15 protein-coding genes are annotated in these 14,076 nt (G+C 69.1%); 10 read left to right on the top strand and 5 right to left on the bottom strand.

From position 1 onward, the window contains the following. Positions 1–137: 137 nt before the first annotated feature. The 3 genes from ACZ5RK_RS01660 to ACZ5RK_RS01670 are packed head-to-tail and all read right to left on the bottom strand — an operon-like array spanning position 138 to position 2,919. Positions 138–1,490, bottom strand: a complete 1,353-nt coding sequence (locus tag ACZ5RK_RS01660) for an NAD(P)(+) transhydrogenase (Re/Si-specific) subunit beta (RefSeq protein ID WP_464909417.1) — start codon at positions 1,488–1,490, stop codon at positions 138–140. Then, positions 1,490–1,792 (bottom strand): proton-translocating transhydrogenase family protein, encoded by a 303-nt coding sequence (locus tag ACZ5RK_RS01665; protein WP_464909418.1) that lies wholly within the window; start codon positions 1,790–1,792, stop codon positions 1,490–1,492. The genes ACZ5RK_RS01660 and ACZ5RK_RS01665 overlap by 1 nt, the downstream gene beginning before the upstream one ends. Then, positions 1,792–2,919, bottom strand: coding sequence for a Re/Si-specific NAD(P)(+) transhydrogenase subunit alpha (locus ACZ5RK_RS01670; RefSeq protein WP_464909419.1), 1,128 nt, complete (start codon positions 2,917–2,919; stop codon positions 1,792–1,794). The genes ACZ5RK_RS01665 and ACZ5RK_RS01670 overlap by 1 nt, the downstream gene beginning before the upstream one ends. 106 nt (positions 2,920–3,025) lie before the next feature. Here ACZ5RK_RS01670 and ACZ5RK_RS01675 point away from each other — a divergent pair, with 106 nt between their 5' ends. From ACZ5RK_RS01675 to ACZ5RK_RS01690, 4 genes are read left to right on the top strand one after another with little or no spacing between them, the layout of a single operon-like run. Further along, a complete protein-coding gene (locus ACZ5RK_RS01675; RefSeq protein ID WP_464909420.1) occupies positions 3,026–3,913 on the top strand; it encodes a DMT family transporter in 888 nt (295 codons plus the stop codon). Further along, on the top strand, positions 3,910–4,722 hold the full coding sequence (locus ACZ5RK_RS01680) for an EamA family transporter (protein WP_464909421.1): 813 nt from the start codon (positions 3,910–3,912) through the stop codon (positions 4,720–4,722). Before ACZ5RK_RS01675 ends, ACZ5RK_RS01680 begins: the two co-directional genes overlap by 4 nt. A gap of 1 nt (position 4,723) precedes the next feature. Beyond that, complete coding sequence (locus tag ACZ5RK_RS01685; RefSeq protein WP_464909422.1) at positions 4,724–5,854, top strand: MFS transporter; 1,131 nt, start codon at positions 4,724–4,726, stop codon at positions 5,852–5,854. A gap of 12 nt (positions 5,855–5,866) precedes the next feature. Then, positions 5,867–7,348: a YifB family Mg chelatase-like AAA ATPase gene (locus ACZ5RK_RS01690; RefSeq protein WP_464909423.1), complete on the top strand. Its 1,482-nt coding sequence runs from the start codon at positions 5,867–5,869 to the stop codon at positions 7,346–7,348. Here the strand turns inward: ACZ5RK_RS01690 and mgsA are convergent. Beyond that, positions 7,345–7,719 (bottom strand): methylglyoxal synthase, encoded by a 375-nt coding sequence (gene mgsA / locus ACZ5RK_RS01695; RefSeq protein ID WP_054647007.1) that lies wholly within the window; start codon positions 7,717–7,719, stop codon positions 7,345–7,347. The two genes, ACZ5RK_RS01690 and mgsA, sit on opposite strands and share 4 nt — an antisense overlap. 22 nt (positions 7,720–7,741) lie before the next feature. Between mgsA and ACZ5RK_RS01700 the strand changes: the two genes are divergently transcribed. The 4 genes from ACZ5RK_RS01700 to ACZ5RK_RS01715 are packed head-to-tail and all read left to right on the top strand — an operon-like array spanning position 7,742 to position 10,780. After that, positions 7,742–8,773: a M42 family metallopeptidase gene (locus ACZ5RK_RS01700; RefSeq protein WP_464909424.1), complete on the top strand. Its 1,032-nt coding sequence runs from the start codon at positions 7,742–7,744 to the stop codon at positions 8,771–8,773. 2 nt (positions 8,774–8,775) lie between these two features. Beyond that, positions 8,776–9,093: a nucleotide pyrophosphohydrolase gene (locus ACZ5RK_RS01705; protein WP_054647006.1), complete on the top strand. Its 318-nt coding sequence runs from the start codon at positions 8,776–8,778 to the stop codon at positions 9,091–9,093. A gap of 36 nt (positions 9,094–9,129) precedes the next feature. Further along, entirely contained in the window at positions 9,130–10,035 is a 906-nt protein-coding gene (locus ACZ5RK_RS01710) for an ABC transporter ATP-binding protein (RefSeq protein WP_464909425.1), read from the top strand. Then, complete coding sequence (locus tag ACZ5RK_RS01715) at positions 10,028–10,780, top strand: ABC transporter permease (RefSeq protein ID WP_464909426.1); 753 nt, start codon at positions 10,028–10,030, stop codon at positions 10,778–10,780. Before ACZ5RK_RS01710 ends, ACZ5RK_RS01715 begins: the two co-directional genes overlap by 8 nt. A gap of 37 nt (positions 10,781–10,817) precedes the next feature. Here the strand turns inward: ACZ5RK_RS01715 and ACZ5RK_RS01720 are convergent, their stop codons facing one another. Next, positions 10,818–12,353, bottom strand: a complete 1,536-nt coding sequence (locus ACZ5RK_RS01720; protein ID WP_054647005.1) for a carboxypeptidase M32 — start codon at positions 12,351–12,353, stop codon at positions 10,818–10,820. 66 nt (positions 12,354–12,419) lie between these two features. Between ACZ5RK_RS01720 and ACZ5RK_RS01725 the strand changes: the two genes are divergently transcribed. Then, positions 12,420–13,487, top strand: a complete 1,068-nt coding sequence (locus ACZ5RK_RS01725; protein ID WP_464909427.1) for a prepilin peptidase — start codon at positions 12,420–12,422, stop codon at positions 13,485–13,487. A gap of 77 nt (positions 13,488–13,564) precedes the next feature. Continuing rightward, complete coding sequence (locus ACZ5RK_RS01730; RefSeq protein WP_464909428.1) at positions 13,565–14,068, top strand: DUF2939 domain-containing protein; 504 nt, start codon at positions 13,565–13,567, stop codon at positions 14,066–14,068. The last annotated feature ends 8 nt before the right edge of the window (positions 14,069–14,076 follow it).

The raw sequence follows: 14,076 nt of genomic DNA on the forward strand, positions 1-14,076 counted from the left end.
TTCGCCCTGCCGGCCCGGGGAAGCCCGCCTAGGGGCCCCCATGCTGGCCTGGGCCAGCATGGGGTGGTATACCCCGTTGCGGCGGAAGCCGCAACGGGGGCCCCAAAGAGCGCGCCTTGGGCAGAAGGCGTGGGCACTTAGAGCTTCTTCAAGGTCTGGGTCAGCTCGGTGAGGACCTTCTGGGCGTCCCCGTAGAGCATGCGGGTGTTGTCGGCGTAGAAGAGCTCGTTTTCCACCCCGGCGAAGCCCTTGCCCTGCCCGCGCTTGATGACGATGACGTTCTTGGCCTTGTCCACGTCCAGGATGGGCATGCCGTAAAGGGGGCTTCCCGGGCGGCGGGCAGCCGGGTTCACCACGTCGTTAGCCCCGATGACCACGGCCACGTCCACGGTGGGGAACTCGGGGTTGATCTCCTCCAGGTCCTTGAGCTTGTCGTAGTCCACCCCCGCCTCCGCCAGGAGGACGTTCATGTGCCCGGGCATGCGCCCGGCCACCGGGTGGATGGCGAACTTCACCTCCACCCCGCGGGCCTCGAGGAGGTCCGCCAGCTCCTTCACCTTGTGCTGGGCCTGGGAAAGGGCCATGCCGTAGCCCGGCACGAAGACCACCTTGCTGGCGTAGGCCAGCATGACGGCGGCGTCCTCCACGTCAATGGGCTTGAGGCTCCCCTTGACCTCGGAAGCCTCCTGCTCCACCCCAAAGCCCCCCACCAGCACGCTCCAGACCGAGCGGTTCATGGCCCTCGCCATGAGCACCGTGAGGAGGGTGCCCGCCGCCCCCACCAGGGTGCCCGCCACCATGAGGGCGGGGTTGCCCACAGCGAAGCCCTCAAAGCCCACGGCCATCCCCGTGAAGGCGTTGTAGAAGGAGATGGCCACGGGCATGTCCCCGCCGCCGATGGGAAGGGTCATGAGGATGCCGAAGGCCAAGGCCAGGAGGAAGAAGAGGACGATGCTGGGCGTGGCGTCGTTCCAAAGGAGGGAAAGCCCCAAGAGGAAGGTCGCGGCCAGGAGCAGGGCGTTCGCCACCTTCTGCCCGGGGAAGAGGATGGGGCGGCTTCTCATGATCCCCTGGAGCTTGGCGAAGGCGATGAGGCTTCCCGTGAAGGCCACGCTGCCGATCAGCCCTCCCAGGATGGCCAGGGCCATGAGCCCCTGGTTTTCAAAGGCCCCCTTCAAAAGCTCCACGGCGGCAATGGTGGCGGCGGCCCCACCCCCCATGCCGTTGTAGATGGCCACCATCTGGGGCATGTCCGTCATGGCCACCTTCACGGCCGCCCACCAGGCCACCGCCGAGCCCAGGAGAACGGCCAGGAGCAAGAGGGCGAAGTTCCCCATCCCGGGCCAGAAGAAGGTGGCCAGCACGGCCAGGACCATGCCCCATCCCGCCCAGACGATGCCGCTTTTTGCGGTGGTGGGGTGGGCCATGCGCTTCAGGCCCACGATGAAGAGAATGGCCACCACGAAGTAGGCCGCCTGGATGAGGTCCATCACTGACCACCCCCCTTGCCGGGCTTCTTCTCAAACATCTCTAGCATGCGCACCGTGACGGCGTAACCGCCCGCGGCGTTGGCCGCTCCCAGGATCACCCCCAGGAAGCCGATCACCTTCTCCAGTCCGGTTTCCGCGTGGCCCAAGACCACCATGGCCCCCACCACCACCACCCCGTGGATGAAGTTGGAACCCGACATCAAGGGGGTGTGGAGGATGACGGGCACCCGGGTGATGAGCTCGTAGCCCAAAAAGGCGGTGAGCACGAAGATGTAAAGCGCAGACCAGAAGCCAAACTCCATCACGCACCTCCCAGAAGGGCCTTGGTGGGCCCGTGCAGGACCTCGCCCTCCTTCATGAGGAGGGCAGCCCGGACGATCTCGTCCTCCCACTGGGGAGCGAACTCGCCTTTCTCCACAAGGAGGCTGGAAAGGTTCAAAAGGTTCTTGGCGTACATCTCCGAGGCATGTACCGCAAGCTCGCTGGGGAGGTTCAGGGGGCCATAGACCCGCACCCCCCGGACCTCCACCACCTCCCCCGGCTGGGTGAGGACGCAGTTGCCCCCCGACTCGGCGGCCAGGTCCACCACCACCGTGCCGGGCTTGAGCCTCTCCACCATGTCCTCGGTGAGGAGGATGGGAGCCCGGCGGCCCGGCACCTGGGCCGTGGTGATGAGGACGTCCATCCCCGCCACCTGCTCCCGCAGGGCCTCGTGCTGGATGCGCTTTTCCTCCTCGGTGAGCTCGCGGGCGTAGCCCCCCTCCCCTTCGGCGCTGATGGGAAGCTCAATGGGCTTGGCCCCAAGGGAGAGGGCCTGCTCCAAGGCCGCCTTCCGCACGTCGTAAGCGAAGACCTGGGCCCCTAAGCGCTTGGCGGTGGCGATGGCCATGAGCCCCGCCACCCCCACCCCCATGACCATCACCTTGGCGGGGCGGATGGTGCCCGCCGCCGTGGTGAGCATGGGGAAGAACCGGGGGGAAAGCCTCGCCGCGTGGATGGCCGCCAGGTACCCCGCCACCGTGGCCTGGCTGGACAGGGCGTCCATGCTCTGGGCCCGGGTGATGCGGGGGATGAGCTCCATGGCGATCACCGTGGCCTTTTTGGCGGCCAAAGCCCTCACCAGCTCCACGTTCTTGTGGGCCTGCACAAAGCCCACCACGATGGCCCCGGGCTCCAAGGCCTGAATCAGGTCCTCCGAAGGGGGCTGGACGGTGAAGAGGAGGTTGGCGCCCTTTAGGAGCTCTCCTCGCTCCGCAAGCTCGGCCCCGGCCTCCCGGTAGAGGGCATCGGGGTAGTAGGCCCCCTCCCCCGCCCCCCTTTCCACCCGCACCCTGGCCCCCTGCTTGACCAGGCGGGCCACCACCTCGGGCACCAGGGCCACCCTGCGCTCTCCCGGTGCCCTCTCCTTAGGAACGGCGATGGTCACCATAGGACCTCCTTCCGCGCCAGTATACCAGCGGCTCCACGGGCATTTGCCCCTGGGGGATGGACCTGACCCACTGGTCACTTCCCCGGTCCTGTGGCAGAATGCCGCCATGCGGCCCTCCGGCCTAAAGATCGCCGCCGTGCTCCTTCTCGGCATCCTGGCCATCAGCTTCGGCAGCATCCTGGTGCGCCTGGCCCTGGCCGCCTCGGGGGACAAAAGCCTGGCCTTCAGCCTGGTGATGAGCGCAGGGCGGATGGGCCTGGCCGCCCTCCTCCTGGCCCCGGGCTGGGGAAGGCCCTTGGGGAACCGGGCCGGGCTTCCCTGGGCGGTGGGGGCGGGGGTCTTCCTCGCCCTCCACTTCTCCTTCTGGATCACCTCCTTGTCCTACACCTCCGTGGCGGCGAGCACCGCCCTCGTCACCACCAACCCCATCTGGATCACCCTCCTGGGCTGGCTTTTCTTCCGGGAAAGGCCCTCCTTCCTCACCCTCCTGGGGGTAGGGGTGGCCCTCCTGGGAGGGCTTTTCATCGGCCTGGGGGATGCGGGAGGAGGCGGGGGCACCAACCCCCTTCTGGGGGACGCCCTGGCGGTGCTGGGGGCGTGGGCCGCCTCGCTGTACCTCCTCCTGGGGCGGGAGGCGCAAAGGCGGGGGCTTTCCCTCCTGGAGTACGTGCGGGTGGCCTACAGCGCCGCAGCCCTCCTCCTCCTGCCCCTGCCCTACCTCTTCGGCGGGGGGTACGGGGGGTACCCCTGGCCCGTTTACCTGTACCTGTTCCTGATGGCCCTCCTACCCCAGCTTGTGGGCCACACCAGCTTCAACTGGGCCACCCGGCACATCCCCCCGGTCCTGGTGACCCTGGCCATCCTCTTTGAGCCGGTGGGGGCCAGCCTCCTCGCCTTCCTCCTCTTCGGGGAGCTTCCCGGGGTGAAGGTGCTCCTGGGGGCCTTGGTGCTCCTTCTGGGCGTGGCCCTGACGGTCCTGGGGGGTAGGCGGTGATCCCCGTGGCCCTGGCCGCCCTGCTCTGGGGCCTGGGAGGGGCCTTGGCCGGGCGGTTCATGCGGGAGATTCCCCCGGAGGTGCTCATCCCCTTGCGCTTCCTCTTGAGCTTCCTCCTCCTTCTGCCCCTCGTCCTCCTCCACCCTCCCCTGCCTCCGGAAAGGCCCCGCCTCCTCCGGGTAGGGCTTGCCCTTTCCGGGGCCCAGGCCTTCTACTACCTGGCCATCCACGCCACCACGGTGGCCACGGGGATCTTCCTCCAGTACCTGGCCCCCGCCCTCCTCACCCTCCACGCCCTCTTCCGGGGGGAAAGGCTCCCCTTTAGGGCCCTTCTGGGGGTGGCCTTGGCTCTTCTCGGGGCCTACGTGCTGGTGGTGGGCGGGCAGGGCCTTTCGGGAAGCCCCTCAGGGGTGGCCTTTGGCCTCCTCTCCGCCCTCTCCTTCGCCCTCTACGCCGTCTTCTCCCACGGCCTAAAGACCCCGCCCCTGGTGAGCCTCGGGGTGGCCACGGGGGTGGGGAGCCTTCTTTCCCTGCCCTTCCTCGCCTTCCATCTGGAAAAGGCCCTGGCCCTTACCCCGGGGCAGTGGGGCGCGGTGCTCTACCTGGTCACCCTGGGCACGGTGGCGCCCTTCGGCCTTTTCCTCCTCGGGGTGAGGACCCTGCCCGCCCGCACCGCCACCCTGGTGGCCATGCTGGAGCCCGTGGCCGGGGCCCTCTTCGCCTGGCCCTTGGCGGGGGAGGCTTTGCGCCTCGAGGCCCTCCTGGGGGGGCTTATGATTCTCCTGGGCGTGGCTCTCAACCGGAGGTGACATGGCGGCACGGGTGTTTTTCCTCTTCGCCTTAGGCTACTTCCTTTCCTATTTTTACCGCTCGGCTAATGCGGTGCTCTCCAAGGACCTTTCCCAGGAGCTTGGGCTCGGTCCGGGGGAGCTGGGCTTCATGACGAGCCTCTTCTACCTGGCCTTCGCGGCGGTGCAACTGCCCCTGGGAAGCCTCCTGGACCGGCTGGGGCCCAGGTGGGTCACCCCGGCCCTCCTCCTGGTGGCGGCCCTGGGGAGCGTGGTCTTTGGCCTGGCGCCAAGCTTCGCCGTCTTGGCCCTGGGACGAGCCTTGATCGGGGTGGGGATGGCCGCGGCCCTCATGGGTTCCCTAAAGGCCTTCAGCCTGTGGTTCCCCAAGAACTACGCCACGGTCTCCACCCTCCTCGTGGGGCTAGGGGCCACGGGGGGACTGATGGCCGCCACGCCCCTCGCCCTCCTCAAGGAAGCCTTGGGCTGGAGGGGGGTCTTCCTCCTGGGGGCCTTGGTGGTGGCCCTAGTGGCCCTGGCCCTCTACCTGGGGGTGCGGAACGCCCCGCCCGGGGTGGCCTGGCCCAAGGACGGGGGCCCGGGGGGCCTGGGGGAGGTCCTCCGCAACGGGAGGCTTCTCCGGGTGGCCTTCCTGGCCTTCGCCTTCGCCGGGGGCTTTTTGGCCCTGCAGACCCTTTGGGCCGGGGCCTACGCCTACGCCCTGGGCCTCACCGCCTTTCAGGTGGGGAACCTCCTCTTCCTCTACTCGGGGATGGCGGTCTTGGGCTTCCTCGTCTCCGGGTACCTGGCGGACCGCTTGGGGACGGCCCGGGTCCTCCTCCTCTCGGCCCTCCTCTTCGCCCTGGGCCTCCTTCTCCTCCTCCTCAAGCTCCTGGCCCCCGCCTACGCCCTTTTGGGCTTCTTCGGGGCCTTCAACATCCTCACCCTTACCCAGGCCCGGGAGCTGGTGGCGGGCCACCTGGTGGGCCGGGGCACCACCCTGGTGAACCTCTTCGGCATCGGGGGCACCTTCCTCCTGCAGTGGGGCGTTGGCGTGGCGGTGGAGGCCTTGGGGTACGGCCTCGCCTTCGGCGGGCTCCTCGCCCTCCTTCTCCTGGCCCTCGCCCTGTACCTGCCCCTACTTCGTCGGTGATAAACTCCTTCCATGCTGGCCCAGGTGCGGAGCTACGCCCTTTTCGGCCTGGACGCGGTTCCCGTCACCGTGGAGGTGGACGTAAGCCCCGGGCTTCCGAGCTACGCCCTGGTGGGCCTGCCCGACAAGGCGGTGGAGGAGAGCCGGGAGAGGGTCCGCTCGGCCCTAAAGAACGCCGGCTTCCCCTACCCCCAGGCCCGGGTGGTGGTGAACCTGGCCCCGGCGGAGCTCAGGAAGGAGGGGAGCCAGTTTGACCTCCCCATCGCCCTGGGCCTCCTGGCCGCCCAGGGGGTGGTGCCCCTCGAGGCCCTCTCGCCCTTCGCCCTGGCGGGGGAGCTGGGGCTGGACGGAAGCCTGAGGCCCGTCCCGGGGGCGGTGAACCTGGCCCTGGGGGCTCTGGCGGAGGGCAAGAAGCTCCTCCTTCCTTCGGAGAGCGCCAAGGAGGCGGCCCTGGTGGAGGGGGTGGAGGTGTACGGGGCGCGGCACCTCGAGGAGGCGGTGGCCTTCCTCAAGGGGGAGGAACCCCTGGAAAAGTCCCGGCCCGAGGACCCCTTGGAGGCCCTGGAGATTCTGGACCTCCGGGACGTCAAGGGCCAGGCCAAGGCCAAGCGCGCCCTGGAGATCGCCGCCGCCGGGTACCACCACCTCCTCATGGTGGGAAGCCCGGGCTCGGGGAAGACCATGCTGGCCAGACGCCTCCCCTTCCTCCTCCCCCCTCTCCTTCGGGAGGCCGCCTTGGAGGTGACCCGCATCCACTCGGCGGCGGGGCAGCCCGTGCGGGGCCTCCTGAAGAACCCTCCCTTCCGCGCCCCCCACCACACGGTGAGCTACGCCGGGCTCATCGGGGGCGGGGCCATCCCCAAGCCCGGGGAGGTCTCCCTGGCCCACCGGGGGGTGCTCTTTTTGGACGAGTTCCCCGAGTTCTCCCGGGACGCCCTCGAGGCCCTGCGCCAGCCCCTGGAGGACGGGGTGGTGACCATCGCCCGGGCCCGGGCGAGCCTCACCTTTCCCGCCCGCTTCCTCCTGGTGGCGGCCATGAACCCCTGCCCCTGCGGCTGGTACGGGGACCCCGAGCGCCCTTGCACCTGCACCCCGTCCATGCGCCAGCGCTATGCGGGCCGCATCTCCGGGCCCCTTCTGGACCGCTTTGACCTGGTGGTGGAGGTCCCCCGCCTCACCCCCCTGGAACTCGCCCGCGCGCCCGAAGGGGAAAGCACCGAGGTGGTGCGGGAGCGGGTGCTGAAGGCCCGGGAGAGGATGCTCGCCCGCCAGGGCCGCCCCAACGGGGAGCTTTCCGGAAGGGCCCTGAGGGAGGTGCGCCTCACCCCCGGGGCCGAGGCCCTCCTGCAGGCCGCCGCCAAGAAGATGCTCCTCTCCGCCCGCTCCTACGACCGCCTCCTCCGGGTGGCCCGCACCGTGGCCGACCTCCAGGGGACGGAAAGGGTGGAGGAGGCCCACGTGGCGGAAGCCCTGGCCTACCGAAAGACCCTCTAGACCAAGGACCGAAGCCAGGGCACCAGGGCCTCGGCGGCGGCCAGGTTGGTCACCAAGGGCACCCCGTGCACGTTGCACACCCGCACCAGGGCCTGGATGTCGGGCTCGTGGGGCTTGGCGGTGAGGGGGTCCTGGAGGAAGATCACCGCCAACACCCGGCCCTCCGCTACCTGGGCCCCGATCTGCAAATCCCCTCCCAAGGGCCCCGAAAGCACCCTTTTCACCCCAAGCCCCGTGGCCTCCTCTATGCGCCCCCCCGTGGTGCCCGTGGCGAGGAGGGGAAAGCGGGAAAGCAGCTCCCGGTGCCGCTGGCAAAAGGCCACCATCTCCTCCTTCTTGGCATCGTGGGCGATGAGGGCCAAAAACCTCATGGGGGCATTGTACGCTTGAGGTATGGACTACGCGCCCGACCTGGAGTTTCTGGAAAGGCTCCTCTACGCCTCGGGGCCCTCGGGCTTTGAGGAGGAGGCGGCCGAGGTCTTCCTGGAAAGGGCCCGCTCCTTCGCCCAGGTGGAACGGGACCGGCACGGCAACGCCTACGCCCGCATCCACCCCGGGGGGAGGCCCAAGGTCCTCCTCCTGGGCCACCTGGACGAGATCGGGGTGATCGTGAGCCACGTGGAGGAGAAGGGCTTCCTCCGCTTAAAGCCCCTCGGGGGGTGGGACCCGCAGGTGCTGGTGGGCCAGCGCCTGCGCTTTTCGGGGAAGCGGGGCCCCGTCCTCGGCGTGGTGGGCCGGAAGGCCATCCACGTGCTGAAGGAAGAGGAGCGCAAGAAGGCGGTGGAGCTCTCCGAGCTCTTCGCCGACCTCGGGGCGGGGAGCCGGGAGGAGGCCCTGGCCCACCTCGAGGTGGGGGCGGTGGGGGTCCTGGACCAGCCCCCCCGGTGGCTTCTCGGGGAGAGGCTAATCTCCAAGGCCCTAGACAACCGCCTGGGGGCCTTCGTGGTCCTCGAGGCCCTCCGCCTCCTGAAGGGGAAGACCCCCGCCGAGGTGGTGGCGGTGGGCACCGTGCAGGAGGAGATCGGGGCCTACGGGGCCAGGACCGCCGCCTTCCGGGAGAACCCGGACCTGGCGGTGGTGGTGGACGTGACCCACGACAGCGCCACCCCCGGCATGGACAAGGCCCAGGTGGGGGAGGCGGAGCTGGGCCGGGGGGTGGTCCTGGACATCGGCCCCTTCGTGGACAAAGGCGTCTTCCGGGGCCTGAAGGAGGCGGCGGAGCGGGAGGGCATCCCCTACACCCTCCACGCCCACGGGCGCTGGTCCGGCACCGACGCCGACGAGGTGGCCAAGGTGCGGGAGGGGATTCCCACGGGGATCCTCTCCATCCCCCTGCGCTACATGCACTCCCCCGTGGAGATGGTGGACCTAAAGGACGTCAAGCTGGCGGTGCGCCTCCTCGCCGCCTTTGTGGCGGGGGTGTAGCCGTGCTCACCTTCAAGGAGGCCCAAGAAAGGGTGGACGCCTGGATCTCCTCATTCCAGGAGGGCTACTTCCCTCCCCTCCTCATGCTCGCCCGCCTCACGGAAGAGCTCGGGGAGGTGGCCCGGGTCCTGGCCCACCGCCACGGCAAGAAGCCCAAACCGGGGGAGGAGGAGGGGGACCTGGCCATGGAGCTCGCCGACCTCCTCTTCGTCCTCATCTCCCTGGCCAACCGGGAGGGGATTGACCTGGAGGAGGCCTTCCTCAAGGCCATGGAGAAGTACCACTCCCGGGATAGGGGGCGCTGGACCCAGAAGGGGTGATCCCCACCTGGGGGCCCTCCCCCTTAGAATGGGCCCGTGGGAGATCCCCTCCTCGAGGCCCGGGGGCTTCACAAGCGCTTCGGCGCCCTGGAGGCGGTCAAGGGCGTGAGCCTCGCCCTGCGCCCGGGGGAGATCCTGGCCTTTCTGGGCAAGAACGGGGCGGGCAAGACCACCACGGTGAAGATGCTTGCGGGCCTCCTCCTCCCCGACCAGGGGGAGGTGCGCCTCCTGGGGAAGGACCCCGCTCGGGACCCCTGGGCCCTCCGCCACCTGGGGGCGGTGCTGGAGGGCAACCGCAACGTCTACTGGCGCCTCACCCCTTTGGAAAACCTGGTCTACTTCGGGGTGGCCCGGGGGCTCTCCCTGGGGGCGGCCCGCAGGCGGGCCCTGGTCCTCCTGGAGGAATACGGCCTTTGGGAGAAGGCCCGGGTGGAGGTGCGCCACCTCTCCCGCGGGATGCAGCAGAAGCTCGCCCTCCTCCAGGCCCTGGTCCACGACCCCGAGGTGCTCCTCCTGGACGAGCCCACCCTGGGCCTGGACGTGGAGACCGCCCTCCTGGTCCAGGAAAAGGTGCGGGCCCTGGCCAGGGGGGGCAAGGCCGTCCTCCTCACCACCCACCAGCTTTCCGTGGCCGAGGCCCTGGCCGACCGCGTGGCCATCATCCACCGGGGAAGCCTGGTGTTGGAGGGGGAAAAGCAGGCCCTGCTTTCCCGCTTCGCCGGGGAGCACTACGTCCTGGAGCTGGAGGTCCCCCCGCCCGCCGAGGTCCTGGGCCGCCTCCGGGCCCTCGGCGTGGAAGGGGAGGGGCCTTTTCTCTTCCGGGGGGACGGGGAGGCGCTTTGGCGGGTTCTGGAGGCGGTGAGGCCCCTTCCCCTGAGGCGGGTGGCCAAGGCCGAGGCGGACCTCCTGGAGGTCTTCTTGAAGGCGGTGGCCCGTGCTTGAGCTTCTCCTGGCGGAGTTCTGGCGAAGCCTCCTCACCCTGCGCCGCTACCCCCTGGAGCTCGTGGGGGCGGTGGTGACCCTAAGCCTCCTCTTCTACCTCCTCTTCCTGGGGGCCCGCTTTTTGGCGGGACCAGGCGCGGAGTTTGGGGGGAGGCTCGAGGCCGTGCTGGCGGGCTATCTCCTTTGGACCTTTACCCTTTCCTCCTACAACAGCCTCTCCTTCGGCCTCATGGAAGAGGCCCAGACGGGCACCCTGGAGCAGGTCTTCCTCACCCCCTACGGCCCCATCCCCCTGTTCCTGGTCCGCAACGTGGCGGGCCTCCTCGCCCAGGGCCTCCTGGTCCTCCTGGTGGCCCTGACGCTCATGGCCCTCACCGGGGCCCGCCTGGCCTTCACCCCGGGAGGGGTCCTGCCCTTTTTGGTCGTGGTCCTGGGGGGGTACGGCCTGGGCTTCGCCATGGCCTCCCTGGCCCTCCTCTTCAAGCGGGTGGGGCAGGTTTTGGGGCTCTCCCAGTTCCTGCTCCTCTTCCTCCTGCAGGCGCCGGGGAGCGGGGTGTTCCTCTTCCTGCCCCTGGCCCCGGGGGCGGCCCTGGCCCGCAGGATGCTGGCGGAGGGGGCTCCCCTGGAAGCCTGGAGCCTGGGGCTGGCCTTCCTGAATAGCCTCGCCTACCTCCTCCTGGGGCTTTGGCTCTTCCGGATGGCGGTGGGCCGGGCCAAGCGGCTCGGGCTTCTCCACGGGTACTGAGCGGGGGCTTCGCCCACCCGGGCCGCGCGGGGCCCCCTTAGAGGCCGTAGAGGGCGGTAAACTTCCGCTCCAGGTAATCCAGGAAAGGGCGCTCGCTGGGAGGAGCGCCGGTAACCCGCTCCAGCAGGGCACGGGGCCTATACCGGCTCCCCTCGGCGTGGATCTTCGCGCGGGACCAGTCCAGGAAGGGCCGGAACTCCCCCCGGGCGAAGAGGGGCTCCAGGGGGCCGAGCTCGGCCTCGGCCTTCCGGAAGAACTGGGCGGCGTAGAGGTTGCCCAGGGTGTAGGTGGGGAAGTAGCCGAAAAGCCCCCCGGACCAGTGCACGTCCTGCATGACCCCGTCCTTGTAGTCCTTGGGGGCCACCCCCAGATAGGCCCGGTACTTCTCCTCCCAGGCCCCGGGGAGGTCCTCCAGGGAAAGCTCCCCGCGGAAGAGGGCGAGCTCCAGCTCCAGGCGCACCAGGATGTGGAGGTTGTAGGTGACCTCGTCCGCCTCCACCCGGATGAGGGAGGGCTCCACGGCGTTGATAGCGAGGTGGAAGTCCTCCAGGCGCACGTCCTCTAGGCTCGGGAAGACCTCCTTGGCCCTTGGGAAAAAGCGCTCCCAGAACCCCAAGGAGCGGCCCACCAGGTTCTCCCAGGTGCGGCTCTGGGACTCGTGGATGCCCAGGGAGACCGCCTCCCCCCTGGGGGTGCCCCAGTGCTCCTTGGGCAGGCCCTGCTCGTAGAGGGCGTGGCCCATCTCGTGGAGGGTGCCGAAGATGCCGGCGTTGAAGAAGTCCTCGTAGTAGCGGGTGGTGATGCGCACGTCCCCGGGGCCGATGGGGATCTCAAAGGGGTGGGCGGTGGGGTCCAGGCGTCCGGCCTCGAGGTCGTACCCGCAGGCCCCAAGGAGCTCTAGGGCGAAGGTCCGCTGGGCCTCCACCGGGTAGGGGCGGTGGAGGAGGGAGGTGTCGGGCCTCCTAGGACTTCCTAAGATCCGGTCCAAGAGCCCCCGCAGGCCCTCCCGGAGCTCGCCGAAGAGGGGGAGGAGCTCTCTCGCCCGCATCCCGGGCTCGTACCCGTCCAGAAGGGCATCGTAAAGCTCGCCATAGGGAGGGTCCCCGGGGGCCGGGGGGAGGCCGTAAAGGATCTCCGCCTTCTCCTTGGTGAGGGCATAGACCCGCCCCAGATAGGGCAGGAAGCCCTGCCAGTCGTTCTTGGGCCTGGCCTCCTCCCAGAAGCTCTCGCTCTCGCTCTCCGCCTGGGCAAGCTCCACCGCAAGCCTTTCCGGGATGGCCCGCATCCGCTCGTAAGCCTGGCGCCACTCCCGGACGTTCACCGCCGCATCGGAGAAGGGGTCCCGCACCAAAGCGCTCCCCTCCACCGCCGCAAGCCACTCCCCCACCCGGGGGTCGGTCATGCGCTGGTGGAGGAGGCGGGCCAGGGCGGCCATCTGCCGGGCCCGGTGCTCGTGCCCCTTCCTGGGGATCATGGTGCGCTGGTCCCAGGCGGCCAGGGCCCCCAAAGAGGCCAGGTAGGCGGTCTCCCTTTGGAACTCCAAGAGGTTTTGGTAAGCGGTTTCCGGCGTCACGGGGCCATCCTACACCCAAACCCTCCAAAGCTCTGTGAAAACCGGGCCACCCCGTAAAATGCCCCCATGTGGCCCTTTTTCGCCCTGGTCTTAGGCCTCGTGGTGGGCTCCTTCCTCAACGTGGTCATCCACCGCTTGCCCCGGGGAGAGTCCCCGGTCTTCCCCCCTTCCCACTGCCCCCACTGCGGCCACCGCCTAGGACCCTTAGACCTCGTCCCGGTGCTCTCCTACCTCTTCCTAAGGGGGAGGTGCCGCTACTGCCAAGCCCCCATCTCCCCCCGTTACCCCCTGGTGGAGGCCCTGACCGGCGGGCTTTTCCTCCTCACCGCCCTCTTCTACCCCCCGGGGGCGGAGGCCCTCCTGGTCTTCCTCTTCCTGGCCCTCCTCGTGGCCCTCTCCTTCATTGACGCGGACACCTTTGAGCTTCCCGACCCCCTCACCTACGGCCTCCTCTTCCTGGGGCTCCTCTCGGCCTGGCTCCTCGCCTTCCCCCTCCCCTTCGGGGAAAGCCTGGACGGAAGCCTCCTCGCCGCCGGGGGGCTTGGCCTGGTGGCGGGGTACGGGAACCTCTTCCTGAGGCGGTTTAGGGAGGGGCGGGCCGAGGTTCCCGTGGGGCCCCACCAGGTGCACATGGCGGCCCTCTTCGGGGCGCTTTTGGGCCCCGGGGTGGGGATGGCCCTGGCCTTCCTCGCCTGGGCCCTTTCCGCCCGTACCGGGCGGGCCGTGGTCCTTCCCGACCGGCTCACCCTGCCCCTTTTGCCCCTCGCCTTCCTCCTTGCCCCCGCCCTAGGCCTGGACTTCCTGGAAAGCCTTAAGGGAAGCCTCCTCGCCGCCGGGGGGCTCGCCCTCGCCGGGGGGCTTTACTGGGCCTTCCGCCCCCTCCCCGAGGAGGAAGAAGAGGAACCCGTGGCCATGGGCTACGGGGACGTGAAGCTCCTTGGGGCTTTGGGGGCTTGGCTTGGGCCCTACGCCTTCCTGGCCCTCTTCCTGGGGGTCTTCGCCGGGGCCCTTTTGGGCCTCCTCTTCCGCCAAAGGAAACTCCCCTTCGGCCCCTACCTGGCCCTCGGGGGGGTGGTGGCCTTCTTCTTCGGGGAGGCCATCTGGAAAGGCTACCTCCGCCTGTTTGGGCTTTGAACGCATGGGGGGAGAACCTGGGTGCTAGCCTGAAAGCATGCGGGAAGCAGGAAAGCCCGCTTTCCACGGAGGACAGCATGGGACGTTCTGCAAAAGTGCTGCTCGTAGCGCTTGGCCTTTTAGCCCTAGGTCTTGCCGCCTATCTCTGGGCCTCCCCATACCGCTTCCTGCGCGCCCTGCAGGGGGCCATCCTGGAAGGGGACCGGGCGCGGCTTGAGCGGATGGTGGACTTCCCCCGGGTCCGGGAGGGGCTGAAGTCTCAGATTCAGGCCCAGCTCCTCAAAGAAGCGGGCCAGGCGGGGGAACAAAACCCCTTCGCCGGACTGGCCTACCTTCTCGTGGCTGGGATGGTAGACCCCTTGGTGGACGCCCTGATTTCCCCCGAGGGCCTGGCCGCCCTGGGCACCGGGGTTGAGCCAGGACAAGCCTCCAAGGAGGAGGTGAAGAGCTGGCGCCTCCGATACGTGGACTTCCGCACGGCCTACGTCCACCACCCCAAGGACCCCCAAAGCCGCCTCTACCTGGAAAGGCAAGGACTTTTCGGCTGGAAGGTGGTGCGGATGGAGCTTCCCATGGAGTAGAAAGGGTA

This window comes from Thermus kawarayensis JCM 12314, assembly GCF_055393575.1.

Excerpts from the sequence above, each read along its gene's own strand:
- ACZ5RK_RS01725 (WP_464909427.1), top strand. The coding sequence starts at position 12,420 with ATGTGGCCCTTTTTCGCCCTGGTCTTAGGCCTCGTGGTGGGCTCCTTC.
- ACZ5RK_RS01700 (WP_464909424.1), top strand. The coding sequence starts at position 7,742 with ATGGACTACGCGCCCGACCTGGAGTTTCTGGAAAGGCTCCTCTACGCC.
- ACZ5RK_RS01670 (WP_464909419.1), bottom strand. The coding sequence starts at position 2,919 with ATGGTGACCATCGCCGTTCCTAAGGAGAGGGCACCGGGAGAGCGCAGG.
- ACZ5RK_RS01660 (WP_464909417.1), bottom strand. The coding sequence starts at position 1,490 with ATGGACCTCATCCAGGCGGCCTACTTCGTGGTGGCCATTCTCTTCATC.
- ACZ5RK_RS01690 (WP_464909423.1), top strand. The coding sequence starts at position 5,867 with ATGCTGGCCCAGGTGCGGAGCTACGCCCTTTTCGGCCTGGACGCGGTT.
- ACZ5RK_RS01685 (WP_464909422.1), top strand. The coding sequence starts at position 4,724 with ATGGCGGCACGGGTGTTTTTCCTCTTCGCCTTAGGCTACTTCCTTTCC.
- mgsA (WP_054647007.1), bottom strand. The coding sequence starts at position 7,719 with ATGAGGTTTTTGGCCCTCATCGCCCACGATGCCAAGAAGGAGGAGATG.
- ACZ5RK_RS01675 (WP_464909420.1), top strand. The coding sequence starts at position 3,026 with ATGCGGCCCTCCGGCCTAAAGATCGCCGCCGTGCTCCTTCTCGGCATC.
- ACZ5RK_RS01730 (WP_464909428.1), top strand. The coding sequence starts at position 13,565 with ATGGGACGTTCTGCAAAAGTGCTGCTCGTAGCGCTTGGCCTTTTAGCC.
- ACZ5RK_RS01665 (WP_464909418.1), bottom strand. The coding sequence starts at position 1,792 with ATGGAGTTTGGCTTCTGGTCTGCGCTTTACATCTTCGTGCTCACCGCC.